General features: G+C 67.0%; 16 protein-coding genes and 1 riboswitch. Of the genes, 9 read left to right on the forward strand and 7 right to left on the reverse strand.

The window, feature by feature from the left end:
* Positions 1-3: 3 nt before the first annotated feature.
* Both thiS and BLT71_RS14550 read right to left on the reverse strand, forming a co-directional pair.
* The gene (thiS, locus tag BLT71_RS14545) at positions 4-240 is read right to left on the reverse strand and encodes a sulfur carrier protein ThiS (protein WP_091721612.1); all 237 of its coding nucleotides are present in this window, start codon (positions 238-240) and stop codon (positions 4-6) included.
* Positions 237-1,628 carry an FAD-dependent oxidoreductase gene (locus BLT71_RS14550; RefSeq protein ID WP_091721614.1) on the reverse strand — a complete coding sequence of 464 codons (1,392 nt, stop codon included), beginning with the start codon at positions 1,626-1,628 and terminating at the stop codon, positions 237-239. Before BLT71_RS14550 ends, thiS begins: the two co-directional genes overlap by 4 nt.
* A riboswitch (TPP riboswitch) is annotated at positions 1,622-1,740 on the reverse strand. Its footprint overlaps the gene before it by 7 nt.
* Before the next feature lie 27 nt (positions 1,741-1,767).
* Here BLT71_RS14550 and thiE point away from each other — a divergent pair.
* The 4 genes from thiE (at position 1,768) to BLT71_RS14570 (ending at position 7,016) form a co-directional block, all read left to right on the forward strand.
* Complete coding sequence (gene thiE / locus BLT71_RS14555) at positions 1,768-2,490, forward strand: thiamine phosphate synthase (protein WP_172829983.1); 723 nt, start codon at positions 1,768-1,770, stop codon at positions 2,488-2,490.
* Between the two features lie 119 nt (positions 2,491-2,609).
* Positions 2,610-4,148 (forward strand): RNB domain-containing ribonuclease, encoded by a 1,539-nt coding sequence (locus BLT71_RS14560; protein WP_091721617.1) that lies wholly within the window; start codon positions 2,610-2,612, stop codon positions 4,146-4,148.
* A 300-nt stretch (positions 4,149-4,448) separates the two neighbouring features.
* Positions 4,449-6,134 carry a DEAD/DEAH box helicase gene (locus BLT71_RS14565; protein WP_091721620.1) on the forward strand — a complete coding sequence of 562 codons (1,686 nt, stop codon included), beginning with the start codon at positions 4,449-4,451 and terminating at the stop codon, positions 6,132-6,134.
* Between the two features lie 9 nt (positions 6,135-6,143).
* The gene (locus BLT71_RS14570; protein ID WP_091721622.1) at positions 6,144-7,016 is read left to right on the forward strand and encodes a DNA-methyltransferase; all 873 of its coding nucleotides are present in this window, start codon (positions 6,144-6,146) and stop codon (positions 7,014-7,016) included.
* A gap of 71 nt (positions 7,017-7,087) precedes the next feature.
* Here the strand turns inward: BLT71_RS14570 and BLT71_RS14575 are convergent, their stop codons facing one another.
* On the reverse strand, positions 7,088-7,936 hold the full coding sequence (locus BLT71_RS14575; RefSeq protein ID WP_091721625.1) for a PHP domain-containing protein: 849 nt from the start codon (positions 7,934-7,936) through the stop codon (positions 7,088-7,090).
* Between the two features lie 79 nt (positions 7,937-8,015).
* Between BLT71_RS14575 and BLT71_RS14580 the strand changes: the two genes are divergently transcribed.
* Positions 8,016-9,611, forward strand: coding sequence for an aminopeptidase P family protein (locus tag BLT71_RS14580; RefSeq protein ID WP_091721627.1), 1,596 nt, complete (start codon positions 8,016-8,018; stop codon positions 9,609-9,611).
* An 82-nt stretch (positions 9,612-9,693) separates the two neighbouring features.
* Here the strand turns inward: BLT71_RS14580 and BLT71_RS14585 are convergent, their stop codons facing one another.
* Positions 9,694-10,701 (reverse strand): general stress protein, encoded by a 1,008-nt coding sequence (locus tag BLT71_RS14585; protein ID WP_091721630.1) that lies wholly within the window; start codon positions 10,699-10,701, stop codon positions 9,694-9,696.
* A 77-nt stretch (positions 10,702-10,778) separates the two neighbouring features.
* On the opposite strand from BLT71_RS14585, the gene BLT71_RS14590 reads away from it, so the two are divergent.
* Genes BLT71_RS14590 through BLT71_RS14600 form a run of 3 tightly spaced genes read left to right on the forward strand, consistent with a single transcriptional unit; the run spans position 10,779 to position 13,911 of the window.
* On the forward strand, positions 10,779-12,062 hold the full coding sequence (locus BLT71_RS14590; protein ID WP_091721632.1) for a magnesium transporter MgtE N-terminal domain-containing protein: 1,284 nt from the start codon (positions 10,779-10,781) through the stop codon (positions 12,060-12,062).
* The gene (locus tag BLT71_RS14595) at positions 12,046-12,756 is read left to right on the forward strand and encodes a DUF1003 domain-containing protein (protein ID WP_091721635.1); all 711 of its coding nucleotides are present in this window, start codon (positions 12,046-12,048) and stop codon (positions 12,754-12,756) included. Before BLT71_RS14590 ends, BLT71_RS14595 begins: the two co-directional genes overlap by 17 nt.
* A gap of 9 nt (positions 12,757-12,765) precedes the next feature.
* Entirely contained in the window at positions 12,766-13,911 is a 1,146-nt protein-coding gene (locus tag BLT71_RS14600; RefSeq protein ID WP_091721637.1) for an Mrp/NBP35 family ATP-binding protein, read from the forward strand.
* Positions 13,912-13,951: 40 nt separating this feature from the next.
* Here the strand turns inward: BLT71_RS14600 and BLT71_RS14605 are convergent, their stop codons facing one another.
* The 3 genes from BLT71_RS14605 to sigE all read right to left on the reverse strand — a co-directional run bounded on the left by BLT71_RS14605 (position 13,952) and on the right by sigE (position 15,917).
* Positions 13,952-14,365, reverse strand: a complete 414-nt coding sequence (locus tag BLT71_RS14605; RefSeq protein ID WP_091721639.1) for a Sec-independent protein translocase family protein — start codon at positions 14,363-14,365, stop codon at positions 13,952-13,954.
* A gap of 69 nt (positions 14,366-14,434) precedes the next feature.
* Positions 14,435-15,295, reverse strand: a complete 861-nt coding sequence (locus BLT71_RS14610; RefSeq protein ID WP_091721642.1) for an anti-sigma factor — start codon at positions 15,293-15,295, stop codon at positions 14,435-14,437.
* A 7-nt stretch (positions 15,296-15,302) separates the two neighbouring features.
* On the reverse strand, positions 15,303-15,917 hold the full coding sequence (sigE, locus tag BLT71_RS14615; protein WP_045729696.1) for an RNA polymerase sigma factor SigE: 615 nt from the start codon (positions 15,915-15,917) through the stop codon (positions 15,303-15,305).
* A gap of 228 nt (positions 15,918-16,145) precedes the next feature.
* Here sigE and BLT71_RS14620 point away from each other — a divergent pair, with 228 nt between their 5' ends.
* Complete coding sequence (locus BLT71_RS14620) at positions 16,146-16,778, forward strand: O-methyltransferase (protein WP_091721644.1); 633 nt, start codon at positions 16,146-16,148, stop codon at positions 16,776-16,778.
* The last annotated feature ends 98 nt before the right edge of the window (positions 16,779-16,876 follow it).

Consider the following 16,876-nt stretch of genomic DNA (forward strand, 5'->3'; position numbering starts at 1 on the left):
GTGTCAGCCTCCCTGTACTGCGGTGACGAGTTCGACGTCGTCTCCGTCCGCGAGCGCGGTGCCGTGCCATTGGCTGCGGGGCACCACTTCGGAATTGTGAGCTACGGCCACCCCCAGCCTTTGTCCGTCGGTTGCCTGGCCGTCGGCCGCAAGCGCGCGTCCGGTCACCTCGCTGACCAATGCCGTGATGGACGCACCGTCCGCCACGGTGCGGGATGCCCCGTTCAGGGTGATGTTCATGCTGTCTCCTTGATGTTGAATCTGGGGGCCGGGATCCGGCCGGAAAAGCGGTCAGGACTGATCGGCTGCCACCGGGGGTCGGCCTTCCCATCCATCAGGTCGCGGCAGATGGCTGCCGCGGCCGGGGTGAGGAGGACGCCGTGGCGGAAGAATCCTGTGGCAACGATGAGTCCGGGGACATGCGCTGCACTGCCGTCTCCCCCGTCCACGGGCACCCTGCCCAGCAGCGGGGCATTGTCCGGGGTAGCCGGGCGGGCCCGGGCCGTGCATTCGAGCAGTTCCAGCTCTGCGACCGCAGGCACCAGCACCTGGGCGTCGCGAAGCAGCTGGTACACGCCGCCAGCGGACACTGCGCTGGCCGGTCCTGCACCGGCGGGCACTGCACTGGATCCGGCACTCGCCGGCATGGCTCCGAACGCAGTGCCCGCCCCAACCAGGCCGTCCTCCCGCTGGGTGGCGCCGATGACCACGGTTCCGTCCTCGCGTGGAACCAAGTAGACGGGCACACCGCGCACCAGCCCGCGGACGGTGGACGTCAGCAAGGGCTGCAGGTGCGGGGGGACGGACAGCCGCAGGATGTCGCCGTGCACAGGGCGCAAAGGTAACCGGAGTCCCCTCGGCAGGTTCTCCAGGGAGCCCGCCGCCATGCCGTTGGCCACCACCGTTTCGCCGGCGAGCACCAGTCCGCCTCCGGCCAGCCGGACACCAGCCACCGCGCCGTCCGCCCACTCCAGTCCCACTGCCCTGTCCGCCACGGCAAATCCGTCCAGAGCGCCGGCAACCGCAGTGTCTGCAACCGCAGTGCCGGCAACGCCGCTGCCGGCCGGCAGGTGGTTGGCCAGGGCTGCCCGGAAGCACTCCACGAGTCGCCGGGGATCCACCTGGTGGTCTGCCGGGGTATCGAGTGCGCACGCAATGGCGGGGCTGAGCAGCGGTTCCCGGCGCCGGGCCTCACGGACCGTCAGTGGTTCCACGGCGAGTCCATTGGCCTGCTGCACGCCGCGCAGGTCCATCAGTGCCTGCCGGTCGGCGGCGTCGGCGCCAATGGTGAGCGTGGGCGTCGCCAGGAATCCGGAACCGCGGCCTGACACGCGGCTAAGGTCCGCCGCGAACTGCGGCCAGCGCTCCGATGCATCCAGCATGAGGCCCAGGAGCTCTTCCTCTTGGTAATGCAGCTCGCTGACGGGGGCCAGCATGCCTGCCGCCGCCCAACTGGCTCCGGATCCCGGTGCATCGTCGATCAGCACCACGGACCGGCCAGAGCGCCTGGCTTCCCAGGCGATGCCATGGCCTATGACGCCCCCGCCGATCACTGCTACGTCGGCGGCTATTGCCGGGACAGCGGCTGGCTCTGCGATGCTGTCCGGAGGGCTTTCGGGGATGCCCATGGTGTCTCCTTCCCTACGCCGGCATTAACCGGATCAGGTCAAGCGGTCGGCTCTGACGCCCTCTCAGCCCGGCGCTTTGTGACAGCTGCCGCGGGCTCCCGCAGTACGAGGCAAGTGTAGAGGAACTAGGCTTGCAGCCATGAATGTGTCCCACTCCCCTGCCCCTGCCGCAGCACCCGGCACCGATGCCTTCACCACCGCGGCGGGTAACGGCGCACTGAAATCCGCACGCCTCTACCTCTGCACGGATGCGCGCCGCGGACGGGGCGACTTCGCCGGGTTCGTGGACGCCGCGTTCGAAGGCGGCGTGGACATCATCCAGCTGCGGGACAAGTCCATCGAGGCGGCCGAGGAGCTGGACCTGCTGGCGGTCCTCAAGGAATCAGCCCAGCGGCACGGGCGGCTGTGGGCCGTCAACGACCGCGCGGACATTGCGGTCCTGTCCGGTGCCCCCGTTTTCCACGTGGGCCAGAAGGACCTGCCGGTACCGGCCGCAAGGACGCTGCTCAACGGCAACGCGGCCATCGGCCTGTCAAGCCACACGCCGGAGCAGGTGGACGCCGCGCTGGCCGACGCCGCAGGACCTGCCGGCCTCGACTACTTCTGCGTGGGCCCGCTCTGGGCCACCCCCACCAAACCCGGCCGGGCCGCCGTCGGCCTGGAACTGGTGAAGTATGCGGCCGCGAAGGCGCCCAGTGACGTGCCGTGGTTCGCGATCGGCGGGATCGACCACTCCAACGTGGACCAGGTGGTCGCGGCCGGAGCGTCAAGGATCGTGGTGGTCCGCGCCATCACCGACGCTGCCGATCCCGCTGCTGCCGCTGCCTCGCTTCGTTCTGCACTGGACTCCGCGGCTTCCTGAAGCCGCGGACGTCCCACAACCCGGTTTCCCGAACGCACCGCGGTCCGCGGCAACCCGTCACGACCGCGCCCGCATCGATTCCCTGCGAAATCGCATGACTTGGGGTTAGGCTGATTTTCGTGTCACATCATCGGCTGGCTCCCAACGTCCATGAGCGCACCAATGCCCTGGAAGAGGCCCTGGCCGCGCTGCGGACGGAGCTGGAACTTCCGGGCCCCTACCCCGGTGACGCGGTCAAGGACGCCGAGGCCGCGGTGGCCGCGCTGCGCCTGCCGGACTACGACCTGACCGCGGTGGAGTTCGTCACCATCGATCCGGCGTCGTCCACGGACCTGGACCAGGCCCTCTTCATCGAAACGGACGACGACGGCGGGTACCACGTCCTGTACGCCATCGCCGATGTCCCCGCGTTCGTTGCGCCCGGCGGACCCCTGGATGCCGAAACCCGGCGCCGGGGCCAGACGTTCTACGCCCCGGACGGGCGTATTCCCCTGCACCCTGAAGTCATCAGCGAGGGCGCCGGGAGCCTCCTGCCGGACCAGGACTGCTCGGCCTTCGTCTGGGATTTCCGGCTCGACGGCAACGCCGAGGTCACGACCGTCGGTGTCCGCCGGGCACGCGTTCGAAGCCGCGCGAAACTCAGCTACAAGGGTGCCCAGGCTGACCTGGACGCCGGTACTGCCTCTCCCCTGCTGGGCCTGCTGAAGGAAGTTGGGCTCAAGCGTGTCCGCCTTGAACGCGCCCGCAACGGCGCAAGCCTGAACATGCCGGACCAGGAGATCGTCCAGCTGCCCGATGGCGGCTACCGCATTGCTGCTGCTCCCCAGCTGCCGGTGGAGGACTGGAACGCCCAGATTTCCCTGATGACGGGGATGGCCGCCGCCAAGATCATGCTCGATGCCAAGGTGGGGATCCTGCGCACCATGCCGCCACCGGATGAGCGTTCCCTGCACCATTTCCGGCTGCAGACGGAAGTGCTGGGCAAGCCCTGGGACGGCGAGGTGGGATACGGGGAATACCTGCGGACCCTTGACCCAACGGACCCCCGGCAGCTGGCCATCATGCACTCGGCCGGCATGCTCTTCCGCGGCGCCGGTTACACCGCCTTTGATGGCAACGTTCCGGAGGCCGCGGTCCAGGCAGCCATCGGCGATGCGTATGCCCACACCACAGCGCCGCTGCGCCGCCTGGTGGACCGCTTTGTGCTGGTGACCTGCGAGGCGTTGAGCAACGGAGGTACTGTCCCCGGCTGGGTGCGGGATGCGCTGCCGACCCTCCCTGAGATCATGGCAGGCTCGGACCAGTTGGCATCCCGGATGGAGCGCATGGCCCTCGACACGGTGGAGGCCGCCCTACTGGTCAACCACATCGGCCAGGAGTTCGACGCGATCGTGATTTCGGGGTCGAAGCCGCAGAAAGAGAACGGCAACGGTAACAACGGCAACGGAAAGAACGGCAACGGGAACGGCAACACCGGCACCGGCAACGGCAAGAACGGGAACGGGAACGGGAACGGTTCCTCCGGGATCATCCAGATTGCCGACCCTGCCGTGACGGCCCGCTGCGCCGGTGAGCTGGAGTCCGGCACCAAGGTCCGGGTTCGCCTGGTGTCGTCGGATATCGCTGCCAGGGAAGTGCACTTCGAACTGGTCCAGTGAGCCTGATGCCATCCGGTCCCGGCTTCCACACGGCGCGGAATCAGGGATTCCGGGCTGATGCGGCTAGACTGAAGAGGTAGAAATGGATGCCCGGTCGTTGATTTCCTTGAACTGAAACCAACAAGCCCGCCCCTACGCGATCTTGAGATTTGCCCGCTGGTCGCCAGTGCCAGCGTTAGATAGCCCGCGATCGGCTTCCACTGGAATTGCTTGCGCGCTTCGTTCGTGCTCCGGATCGGCCCCATCGGCCTGCCTGTTGAGCACGCTGCGCGATTGCCCAAATGAATAAGGAAACTCCCCGTGAGTGAATTGCATACCCACCAGCTTCTGTCCGATGAGTCCGGCACCGAGACCATCGAGCCGGAAGAAACCATCATTTCGGACGAAAAGCCGCATGAAATTGCGGAGAAGTCCTTTGCGGACTACAACGTCCGTGCTGACATTGTGGAGTCCCTGGCCGACGCCGGGATCACCCACCCCTTCCCCATCCAGGCAATGACGCTGCCCGTCGCACTGTCAGGCCACGACATCATCGGCCAGGCCAAGACCGGTACCGGAAAAACCCTCGGTTTTGGTATCCCGGCGCTCCAGCGTGTTGTGGGCCGCGACGATGCCGGCTTCGACAAGCTGCCCGTCCCGGGCGCTCCGCAGGCCCTGGTGATTGTGCCCACCCGCGAGCTCGCGGTGCAGGTGGCAAGCGACCTCGAAACCGCCTCCCGCAAACGCAACGCACGCATCGCCACCATCTACGGTGGCCGCGCCTACGAACCCCAGGTGGATGCCCTGCAGAAGGGCGTCGAGATTGTGGTGGGAACCCCCGGCCGCCTGATTGACCTCTATAAGCAGAAACACCTGAGCCTGAAGAATGTCCGCATCGTTATCCTTGACGAGGCCGACGAAATGCTGGACCTCGGCTTCCTGCCTGACGTTGAGACCCTGATCGCCGGCACCCCTGCCGTCCGCCAGACGCTCCTCTTCTCCGCCACCATGCCCGGCCCGGTCATCGCCATGGCACGCCGGTACATGACCCAGCCCACGCACATCCGCGCCGCTGACCCCGATGACGAGGGCCTGACCAAGCGGGACATCCGGCAGCTGATCTACCGTGCCCACAGCATGGACAAGATCGAGGTTGTTGCCCGGATCCTGCAGGCCCGCGGCCGCGGCCGGACCATCATCTTCACCAAGACCAAGCGCACCGCAGCCAAGGTGGCAGAGGAACTGGTGGACCGCGGCTTTGCGGCCGCAGCAATCCACGGCGACCTGGGCCAGGGTGCACGCGAGCAGGCCCTGCGCGCGTTCCGCAACAACAAGGTGGACGTCCTGGTGGCAACCGACGTTGCTGCCCGTGGCATCGACGTGGATGACGTTACGCACGTGATCAACTACCAGTGCGTTGAGGACGAGAAGATCTATCTGCACCGGGTGGGCCGTACCGGCCGCGCCGGCAACAAGGGCACGGCTGTGACCTTCGTGGACTGGGACGACATGCCCCGCTGGGGCCTGATCAACAAGGCACTCGGCCTGAGCGTGCCCGAGCCGGTGGAGACGTACTCCTCCTCCCCGCACCTCTACGAAGAGCTGGACATCCCCGAGGGAACCAAGGGCCGTTTGCCCCGCAACAAGCGCACCCTCGCGGGCGTCGACGCCGAGGTCCTCGAGGACCTGGGTGAAACCGGCAAGAAGAACAGCCGGGAAAGCCGCGGAAACGATGGCCGGGACCGTGAAGGCCGCGGCCGGTCGCGTTCGGGCGGACGCGACGGACGCAGCCCGGAGGCAGGCCGCTCAGGTGAGCGCCGTCGTCGTACGTCCCCTGACGCTGCCGAAACCCCCGCAGCCCCGGCTGCCGGTCCGGAAGCGGCAGCCGCCTCCGACGCTGAAAAGTCTTCGCGCACCCGCCGCCCCCGCACGCGCACCCGCCGCCGCAACGGCGAGGTAGTGACCGGTGCAGACAAGGGCACCCAGCCCGGCAGCACCGAGGGCTGACCTGACGGAATGACGAACACTGTTTGGGCGCCGGACGGCGGCAGCCTGGTGGTGCACGCGGATAACGCGCAGTACCTCCCCACGCTGCCGGACGGCGCCTTCACGCTGATCTACGTGGACCCGCCCTTCAACACGGGCCGGGCGCAGAGCCGGCAGGAAACCCGCATGGTTGCCAACGCCGGCGGCAGCGGTGACCGCGTGGGCTTCAAGGGCCGCTCCTATGACACCATCAAGGGCGCCCTGCACCGCTACGACGACGCCTTCAGCGATTACTGGTCCTTCCTGGAGCCGCGCCTGGTGGAAGCCTGGCGGCTGCTGGCCGACGACGGCACGCTTTACCTTCACCTGGATTACCGCGAGGTGCATTATGCCAAGGTCATGCTGGATGCCATCTTCGGCCGCGAGTGCTTCCTGAACGAGATCATCTGGGCCTACGACTACGGCGCCCGCGCCAGGAACCGCTGGCCCACCAAGCACGACAACATCCTGGTGTATGTCAAGAACCCGTCCAAGTACCACTTCGACAACGCCGAGGTGGACCGGGAGCCGTACATGGCGCCGGGCCTTGTCACGCCGGCCAAGCGCGAGTTGGGCAAACTGCCCACCGACGTCTGGTGGCACACCATTGTTTCGCCCACCGGCAAGGAGAAGACGGGGTACCCCACGCAGAAGCCTGAGGGTCTCATCCGCCGTGTCGTCTCAGCGTCCAGCCGTCCCGGCGACTGGTGCCTGGATTTCTTCGCCGGTTCCGGAACCCTCGGTGCGGTGGCGGCCAAGCTGGGCCGCAAGTTCGTGTGCGTGGACCAGAACCAGCCGGCCGTGGACATCATGGCCAAGCGGCTGGGTGCGCACGCGACCTTTGCGTCCTTCCCACCCACGTAGGTAGCACCGGATGTCGTTTTGAGCCTTCAAAACGACATCTGCTGCTACCCGGTTGGGACGGCGCGCAGGGATCAGGAACGGACGACGGCGGTTCCCGAACCCAGTTCCTCGATCCGCGCGAGCACTTCGGGTGCGGTCAGGTTTTCGCCGAGCAGGTTCGGCTTGCCCGTGCCGTGGTAGTCCGAGGACCCGGTGATGAGCAGGTTGTTCTCCGCGGCCAGGCGGCGCAGGAAGGTGCGGCCTTCCTCAGGGTTGTCTCGGTGATCGACCTCCAGTCCCGCCAAGCCGGCATCGATCATGTCCCGGTAGACCCGCTCCCCCACGATCCTTCCGCGGGAGGACGCCACCGGATGGGCGAAGACGGGAACACCGCCGGCAGCGCAGACCAGCTCGACGGCGACCGCCGGGTTGGGTGCGTAGTGCGGGATAAAGTAGCGGGAGCGGGAGGTCAGGATGGAGGCGAAGGCCTCAGAGCGGTCCTCCACTACGCCCGCCGCCACCAGGGCATCGGCGATATGCGGGCGGCCCAGCGTGGCCCCCGGCGCCACATGGTGGATGACGTCGTCCCAGGTGAGGGGATAGTCCTCCGCCAGGAGCGTGACCATCCGCTCCGCCCGGGTATGGCGGGCCTGCTTGGCCTTCGTGATTTCCTCGAGCAGCCCGGGGTGCGCGGGGTCGTGCAGGTAGCTGAGCAGGTGGACGCTGATGCCCTCGGCCGTCCGGCAGGACACCTCCATGCCGGGGACCAGTGCCACCCCCACGTCAATCGCGGCGGCAGATGCTTCCGCCCACCCGCCCGTGGAGTCATGGTCGGTCAGCGCCACCACGTCCAGGCCCGCGCGGGCGGCGGAGGCCATGACGTCGGCGGGTTTCTCCGTGCCGTCGGAGACATTGGAGTGGGCATGCAGGTCGATCCTCACCTGTACAGACTAGTTGACCCTGCGGCTCCGGCACCGGAGGCTGTTCGCGCAGCCGGGAAGCTGGTGAGACGATGGTCCCGTGAACGATGCCGAAAACACCCAAACCTCTGCTAACCAGCCGCTGGAGGAGCGCGTCAACAACCGCTCGCAGCGGCCCAGTTCCGACGCCTTCAAGGCCTTCATGGCCAGCAACTGGGCGCCGTCCAGCCAGGAACTTCCCGGCCGCGACGACGTCGCAGGCCACGCCGCGACCCGGCGCAAGGCCATCTCCGCCCAGTTCAAAGGTGAACGCCTGGTCCTTCCCGCGGGTCCGCCCAAGGTCCGCTCCAACGACTGCGACTACCGGTTCCGGCCGCATTCCGGCTTTGCCCACCTGACAGGGCTGGGCCTGGACCACGAGCCGGACGCCGTCCTGGTGCTGGAACCCGTTGATGAAGGAAAGGGCGACGACGGCGGGAACCACCGCGCCACGCTCTACTTCCGTCCGCTGGCCGGCAGGGATACGGAACAGTTCTACGCCGACTCCCGCTCCGGCGAATTCTGGATTGGCGCCCGGCCCACCCTGGCCGAGTTCGAAGCGCGCCTTGGCCTGGCCACCGGCCACATCGACCAGCTGGAAACGGCGATCACCAAGAACGTGGGCGCACCGGAGATCGGCGGCATCTCCATCCGCCTGGTCCGCAAGGTGGACGAGAACATTGACGCCCTGGTGGACACTGCCCGGTACAACACCGCCAAGGATCCCGAAAACCTCGACATGGGCGTCCTCGATGCCCTGGACGAGAAGCTCAGTGAAGCCCTCTCCGAGCTGCGCCTGGTCAAGGACGAGTGGGAGATCGGGCAGATGGAGCTCGCCGTTGCCGCCACTGTGGAAGGCTTCGAAGAAGTGGTCAAGGTCCTGCCTCGTGCCCTGACCCACGCCCGCGGCGAGCGCGTAGTGGAAGGCGCCTTCTTCGCCCGCGCCCGCGAGGTGGGCAACGAGCTGGGCTACGACACCATCGCCGCATCCGGCAACAACGCCACCGTGCTGCACTGGACCCGCAATACCGGGAAGATCCACGCCGGCGAGCTCCTGCTCCTTGACGCCGGGGTCGAGGCCGACTCCCTGTACACGGCCGACATCACCCGCACCCTGCCTGCTAGTGGCAAGTTCAGCGATGTCCAGCGCAAGGTGTACCAGGCGGTCCTGGACGCGGCCGACGCCGGGTTCGCAGCAGCGCAGCCGGGTACGAAGTTCCGCGACATCCACACCGCCGCCACCACGGTGCTGGCGGAACGCCTTGCCGAATGGGGCCTCCTCCCCGTCAGCGTGGAGGAGGCCATCAGCCCCGAAGGCCAGCAGCACCGGCGGTGGATGCCGCACGGCACCAGCCACCACCTTGGCCTCGATGTCCACGACTGCGCCCAGGCCAAGCGGGAGCTGTACCTGGACGGCATCCTGGCCGAAGGCATGGTGTTCACCATCGAACCGGGCCTCTACTTCAAGGACGAGGACCTGGCCATCCCCGAGGAATACCGTGGCATCGGTGTCCGGATCGAGGACGACATCCTGATGACCGCCGACGGGCCGGTCAACCTGAGCGCGGCATTGCCCCGCACGCCGGAAGATGTGGAGACGTGGATGGCCGGCATCTACCGCGAAGCAGACGAATCCCGGCAGGCGGCCCAGGCCTGACGCCTGGCTGACAGCCGCAACACAAGCACAAAAAAGCGGTGCCGCCGGATTCCTCCGGCGGCACCGCTTTTTGCTGCTGTCCCTAGTGGCGCGGGTCCGCGGGCCGCTCTGCAGTGCCGGCGTCCTGGCCTTCGCCGGCGGGGGCATCACCGTGGTGCTGCGGGCCGGCCTCGGGCTGCGCGGGCGCGGCAGGCTGCGGTGTTCCGCCGTCCTGGCCCTGCGGCAGCCTGACGCCGTACTGCGGCCTCCCGTCGGGCAGGTCGGGGTAACGGACCGCGCGGGCCGGTGCGGCCGCGGGCTGCTGGTGCTGGCCGCCGTCGTACTGCTGCCCCTGGTGCTGCTGCGCGTCCTGCTGCGGCGCAGGGTGCTGGCCCTGCTGGCCCTGCGTGGGGTAGCCGGGATCCTGCGCGTGTCCCTGCTGGCCGTAGGGGTCGTTCCAGCCATTGGGACGCGCCGGACCCTGCTGGTTGCCGGGCTGGTTGTACGGCTGGTTCTGCGGGTTGTACTGCTGGTTCTGCTGGTCGTACGGCTGGTTCTGGTAGCCGTGCCGCGGCTGGTGGGCGTTGCCCCCGGCGGCGTCCGAGCGGGTCATGGGGAGCTGCTGCAGCAGGCGGCGGGCCTCCTGCGCAGCCTCCGGCGCCACGATCACGTCATAGCTGGTGGCCACCACCTGGCTGGTCGACGTGAAGTCGCGCTTTCCGCGCTGCATCGCGTAGGTAACAATGCCGAAGAGCATGAAGAAGGCGGCGCCCATCAACACGGACGTGAGGATGGAGAAGTACCCGGGCGAGGGCGCGAAGAAGGAAAGCATCACACCCACGAACAGGCCGAACCACATGCCGCTGAGGGCTCCGGACAGGGCAACACGGGGGTAGCTGAGGCGCCCGGTGACCCGCTCCACCATCTTCAGCTCGTTGCCCACGATGGACACCATCTGCACGGGGAACTGCTGGTCGGCGAGGTAGTCCACCGCCTTCTGGGCATCCAGGTAGGAGGTGTAGGAACCCACTGTGTCGCCGGTGGGGACGGCCCTGGCTTGGTCAAGGCCGTTGGGGCCACCTGTCCGGGGAGCACCAAAAATGTTTGCCATACCCCCATTCTTGCCCATGAGGTTGTGTGCTGCCTGTAAATTCAGCTAAAAGTGAGCAGACTCGGTAGCCTGTACAAGTGAGCACAACACCTACCCGTGTCTTCGTGGCGCGCCTCCTGGGACTCGACGTCTTCGACCCCCTGGGTGACCGGCTGGGCCGATTACGCGATGTTGTGGTGCTCTCCCGCGGCTCGCAGGGGACCCCGCACGTGGTGGGTATCGTCGTCGAAGTGCCCGGGAAGAAGCGCGTGTTCGTGCCGATGACGCGCATCACCTCCATCGACCAGACGCAGGTCATCTGCACCGGCCTGGTCAACCTGCGCCGGTTCGAACAGCGCGGCGCGGAAACACTGGTGGTGGCCGAGATGTTCGACCGCCGCGTGACCCTCCGGGACGGCAGCGGCGACGCCACCATCGAGGACATCGCGATGGACCAGCACAGGTCCCGCGACTGGTTCGTCAGCAAGCTCTTCGTCCGGCGCGGCCACTCCCTGTCCCCGCTCAGCCGCCTGCGCCGCAACGAAACCCTCATCATCGACTGGGCCGACGCCCAACAGGGCGCACGCACCGAACCGCAGGCAGCAACCCAGTTCGTGGCCAACCACGAGGACCTCAAACCAGCCGACTTCGCCGAGGCGCTCCAGGAGATGAGCGACAAGAGGCGTTTTGAAGTGGCCAGCGAACTGCAGGATGAGCGCCTGGCAGACGTCCTCCAAGAACTTCCCGAGGACGACCAGGTGGAGATTCTCTCCGCCCTGGACATCCAGCGGGCCGCCGACGTGCTCGAGGAAATGGACCCGGACGACGCCGCCGACCTCCTTGGCGAACTCCCCACGGCGCAGGCGGAGGAACTCCTCCAGCTGATGGAGCCCGAAGGCGCTGAGGACGTCCGCCGGCTCCTGGAATACGACGAGGACACCGCGGGCGGCCTCATGACCCCGGTACCGGTCATCCTGCCCCCGGAAGCCACCGTGGCTGAAGCGCTGGCACATGTCCGGCGCGAGGAACTCTCCCCCGCCCTGGCCTCGTCCATCTTCATTGCCAGGCCGCCCATGGAGACTCCCACCGGCCGGTTCCTGGGTGTGGTGCACATCCAGCAGCTGCTCCGGTTCCCGCCGTTCGAGCCGCTGGGCAACCTGGTGGACAAGAACCTTGAGCCGCTCTCCGACCAGGCCCACATCAGCGAAGTGGCGCGGACCCTGGCGACCTACAACCTGAACTCCCTTCCGGTGGTCAACGATGCCGGCCGGCTTGTGGGGGCGGTGACTGTTGATGACGTTTTGGATCATCTGTTGCCGGATGATTGGCGCGCCCATGATGGCGAGGCCCCGATAAGAAGGCTCGGTGGCCGTATTGGCTGACAACAGCGCTCCGAAGAACCCCAACCAGCGGAACACCGGCAACGCCGCGGCCAAGAACAACAACAAGGGCAGCCTGGACACGCCGCTGAGTGGCAGGCAGCGGATCCTGCCCAAGTTCTCTCCGGACCCCGACGCTTTCGGTCACGCCACGGAGGGCTTCGCCCGCTTCATGGGCACTCCGCAGTTCCTGGTCTACATGACCATTTTCTGCATCTTCTGGCTGTGCTGGAACACCTGGGCGCCGGTTGACTGGCAGTTCGACTCCCGCGACCTCGGCTTCACGCTGCTGACGCTGATGCTGTCCCTCCAGGCGTCCTACGCGGCACCGCTGCTGCTGCTGGCCCAAAACCGGCAGGACGACCGCGACCGCGTGTCCCTTCAGCAGGACCGCCAGCGTGCCGAGCGGAACCTGTCGGACACCGAATACCTCACCCGGGAACTCGCCTCGCTGCGGATCGCCCTGCGCGAGGTGGCCACCCGCGACTATGTCCGGGCCGAGTTGCGCTCCCTCCTCGAGGACATGCTGGAAGCCCAGGAAGAACTGCGCACGCACGACACCACCGGCCAGGGCAGCCACGAGTCGCCCAAGGACAAAGTCAAGGAAAAGCTCCGCGAACAACGCGACCGGCAGCGCAATCCCCGCACGCAGCAAATCCCCCGGGTCAAGCCCGGCCATTCCACCCAGGACCGGTAAACACCCTTCATGGATACAGCAACACCCGGCAATTCCCCGCTGCTCCAGGACGTCCACGACGCCCTCGCCACCGTCATTGACCCTGAACTGCGGCGTCCCATCACCGAACTCGGCATGGTGGACGCCGTCCACGTGTCCGGGGACGGCAAAGTCAACCTCACGGTCCTGCTCACCATCGCCGGCTGCCCGCTGAGGGACACCATCACGTCCGACGCCGAGTCAGCCCTGGCAGCAGTCCCGGGCGTGACCGGCGTCGACGTCGAACTCAAGGTCATGGACCAGGCCCAGCGGGACGCCCTGAAGGAAAAACTCCGAGGGCCTGGCGGCCAGCGCGGCATCCCCTTCAACCAGCCCGGTTCCCTGACGAAGGTCTATGCGGTTGCCAGCGGCAAGGGCGGGGTGGGCAAGTCCTCCGTAACCGTCAACCTCGCCACGGCACTGGCCGCGCAGGGGCTCCGCGTGGGGATCGTGGATGCGGATGTCTACGGTTTCTCTGTTCCGGCGCTCATGGGCATCACCCAGGCCCCCACGCGCGTGGACGACATGATCCTGCCGCCGGTGGCCTATGGCGTGAAGGTCATCTCCATCGGCATGTTCGTCACCGGCAACCAGCCCGTGGCCTGGCGCGGGCCAATGCTGCACCGGGCACTGGAGCAGTTCCTCACGGACGTCTACTTCGGTGACCTGGACGCCCTCTTCCTCGACCTTCCGCCGGGCACGGGAGATATTGCCATTTCGGTGGCCCAGCTACTGCCCAAGGCCGAAATCCTGGTGGTCACCACTCCGCAGGCCGCCGCCGCGGACGTCGCCGAACGCGCGGGCGCCATCGCCACCCAAACGGGGCAAACGGTTGCGGGCGTCATCGAGAACATGTCCTACCTTGAGATGCCCGACGGCGGGAGGATGGAACTGTTCGGAAGCGGCGGCGGGGCGGTGCTCACCGAGCGGCTGACTGCAGCTGTGGGCGCCGACGTTCCACTGCTGGGCCAGATCCCGCTGGACATCAAACTTCGCGAAGGCGGGGACACCGGGGCGCCCATCGTGCTTGGCCAGCCGGACACTGCGGCGGCTAAGGCGTTGACGGGAATTGCCGCGAGCCTGGCTTCAAAGCCGCGTGGCCTGGCCGGGATGAAGCTGGGCCTGCAGCCCCGCTAGTCGCGCTGGTCTAATCCCGCAGTCGCTTGGCCTGAACGGCTCAGGTGGCCTCGGTGTCGAATGGTGCGGCCTCGCCCGGTGGCAGGCTCTGCACTACGCGTTCCGGCCGGGACCGGGCGGACTCATCTGCCGCTCCTACTGCTGCTGCGCCTGCAACGGCTGCCACTGCGGCCGGGGCACCGGAGCTGACGGGCTTGGTGTCGTCATCCAGCAGCGCTTCCTTGATGATGCGCCGCGGGTCGTACTGCCGGGGATCGTACTTCTTCCAGTCGACATCGTCGATGTCGATGCCCACTTCTTCCTTGATCTGTTCGCGGGCACCGGACGCCATGCGCCGGACTTCCTTCACCAGATTGGCGAGCTTCTGGGTATATTCGGGCAGCCTCTGGGGGCCGATCACCAGGACACCGATGATCAGCAGGAGGAAGAACTCCGGGCCGTTGATACCAAACACTTTAGGAAGATTACCCTCTCCGGGCTGCCAGTGACGATTCGCGCCCGGCGGGGGCGGAAACAGCCTGCATTACTGGGTAAAGACGGCCACGATCCTGTTGATTCCGCGCTGTAATCGGTTTCCCAAGGGCTCCTGAGCGGCGTCTTGGGCATTGCTGTCGACGCCCGCAGTGAGCCCCTCCGCGGCCACGCCGCCGACTTGCTCCAGGATGGGCCCTGCGTCATCTGCCTGCTCGGCGGGCAGGTTCGACTCGAAAGTGAAGGTCCGTCCTCCGGATGTATAGGTTGCTGACCACGGCGAGGTTCCCAGCACCTGGACCGGACTGCCCTGGCGGCCCACCGCCTCTACCGCCGCCGTGTTGCCCGCGTGCTGCTCGGTCAGGGTGGCGTAGTGGGATCCGTCGCTAAGCCGCAGCTCCACCGCCGGCTGTCCGCCCCTGGTAACTGCTTTGGCGGACTCCAGGCGGAACCCCATGGCTTCGAGCACCGGGCAGGCCCAGCCCTCCTGGCGCAGGCTGCTGAGCTGGTCCGCTGTGAGGGCCCTGCCGTCAGCGGGGGTGTGTGCCGAGACCTGGGCAAGTGTCGCCGGCGCAACGGCATTTCCGGGAAGGGGCTCTCCGGCCGCAGCGAGTGCACCGACACCGAGGACACCCGCGGCGGCCACGGTACCGCCCGCGGCCATGGCCAGGACTCGTGCTGCCGTGCGGGGGGCAGTGAGGGGAAGCGTTGCAGGAACCGGCTGGGCCGCGAGCAGCGACGTCCGTTCCAGGAGCCGCGCCGTCAGGTCATTGCTTGCCGGCGGGATGGGAGCCTCACGGAGCCGCTCCAAGTACTGGCGTTCCCGGCGCATGGCCAGGGCGCATTCCGGACAGGACGCCACGTGGCTGGAGGTGCGCGCGTGCCTGCCGCCGGAGTTGAAGGGGGGCCTCATGCGCCGATCAGAGGATGCCGGCGATGCGGGGCATGGACAGTTTGCGCCGGGCGTGCTGCGGCCGGGGATCCCTGTGCGCGAGCTTTTCCCGCAGCATGGTCCTGCCGCGGTGGATCCGGGAGCGGACCGTCCCGAGCTTCACGCCAAGGGCTGCTGCCACTTCGTCGTAGGACAGGCCTTCGAGGTCGCACAGCACGACGGCGGCGCGGAAGTCCGGTGGCAGTTCCTCCAGGGCGGCCTGGACGTCCAGGTCCAGGTTGTTCAGTTCGAAGCTCTGCTCCGGACCGGGCTCGCGTCCGGGAAGGCGGGACTCTGCGTCCTCGGCCAGCGCGTCAAACCGGATGCGGGTCTTCCGGCGCGCCTGGTCCAGGAAGAGGTTTGTGGTGATGCGGTGCAGCCAGCCATCCAGCGTTCCGGGCTTGAAGTTTTCCAGCGAGCGGAAGACGCGGACAAACACCTCCTGGGTGAGGTCCTCGGCGTCGAACCTGTTGCCGGTCAGGCGGTAGGCCAGCCGGTAAACTTTTGCCGAGTGGTTGGTGACCACTTCTTCCCAGGTGGGACGGACCCAATCGGCTTCGGGATGTTGAACTGCTGGGACAGGTGCCACTACTGAAGATGACATCGTCCACTCCCCTCGTGGAATGCTAACGCCCGGATACTGTTGACATCTCTGATTCGGCGCCGGTCATCTCTTGGATGAGCGGATAATAATCATTTCAAACTTGGCTGGGAATTTCCTGACTGCGGGAAAGTTATGCCGTGGGCGCAACCGCCCGCCTGCCATAAGGTTTCGCCCCGACCCATTAGGCTGTAGAAGACAACCCCCGCTACGCCCAGAAAGCGAACATTAATGAGTGCCGACAAGTCCATCAGCTGGTCCTTTGCAGAAGATCTGCCCGCTGAGGATGACGTCATGCTTCGGGCCCGGGAGCGTTCCTTTGAACTCGGCGTAACCCCCATCGGCCCGGGGGTAGGGGCCGTCCTTACGGTCTTGGCGGCCGCGTCCAAGGCCCAGACCGCCGTCGAAATTGGAACGGGTGCGGGGGTGTCCGGCGTTTGCCTGCTGCGCGGCCTCGGGCCGCAGGCCGTTTTGACCACTATCGACGTGGATGTTGAACACCTGAAAGCCGCCCGCGAAGCCTATGCCGAAGCCGGCAGCCCTGCCAATCGGACCCGCACCATCTCGGGCCGCGCCGGCGACGTCCTGCCCCGCCTCACGGACAACGCCTACGACATCGTCTTTATCGACGCGGACAAGCCCGGCCTGCCCGGCTACGTGGAGCAGGCCGTCCGCCTCCTGAAGCGTTCCGGGCTGCTGATCATCAACGACGCCCTGGACAAGGACAAGGTTGCCAATCCGGCGGGACGCGAACCCAACACGGTCATCCTTCGGCAGGTAGGCAAGGCCATCCGCGAGGACGACAGGCTGGCCACCGCCATGCTCCCCACCGGAGACGGCTTGCTGGTGGCCGTCAAGAAGTAACGCTGCTGGTTTGCGCGATGGCGCCCTGCCGGCAGCGGATTAGCAGCAAAGCGCACCGGGAACGGAACAGGGCCCGCAGCCAAAGGCCGCGGACCCTG

Source organism: Pseudarthrobacter equi, assembly GCF_900105535.1.
Lineage (GTDB): Bacteria > Actinomycetota > Actinomycetes > Actinomycetales > Micrococcaceae > Arthrobacter > Arthrobacter equi.

Bases quoted from the DNA above. Each gene is read 5' to 3' on its own strand.
- BLT71_RS14585 (WP_091721630.1), bottom strand. From the start codon at position 10,701: ATGGCAAACATTTTTGGTGCTCCCCGGACAGGTGGCCCCAACGGCCTT.
- thiS (WP_091721612.1), bottom strand. From the start codon at position 240: ATGAACATCACCCTGAACGGGGCATCCCGCACCGTGGCGGACGGTGCG.
- BLT71_RS14610 (WP_091721642.1), bottom strand. From the start codon at position 15,295: ATGAGGCCCCCCTTCAACTCCGGCGGCAGGCACGCGCGCACCTCCAGC.
- BLT71_RS14550 (WP_091721614.1), bottom strand. From the start codon at position 1,628: ATGGGCATCCCCGAAAGCCCTCCGGACAGCATCGCAGAGCCAGCCGCT.
- BLT71_RS14620 (WP_091721644.1), top strand. From the start codon at position 16,146: ATGAGTGCCGACAAGTCCATCAGCTGGTCCTTTGCAGAAGATCTGCCC.
- thiE (WP_172829983.1), top strand. From the start codon at position 1,768: ATGAATGTGTCCCACTCCCCTGCCCCTGCCGCAGCACCCGGCACCGAT.
- sigE (WP_045729696.1), bottom strand. From the start codon at position 15,917: ATGTCATCTTCAGTAGTGGCACCTGTCCCAGCAGTTCAACATCCCGAA.
- BLT71_RS14570 (WP_091721622.1), top strand. From the start codon at position 6,144: ATGACGAACACTGTTTGGGCGCCGGACGGCGGCAGCCTGGTGGTGCAC.
- BLT71_RS14600 (WP_091721637.1), top strand. From the start codon at position 12,766: ATGGATACAGCAACACCCGGCAATTCCCCGCTGCTCCAGGACGTCCAC.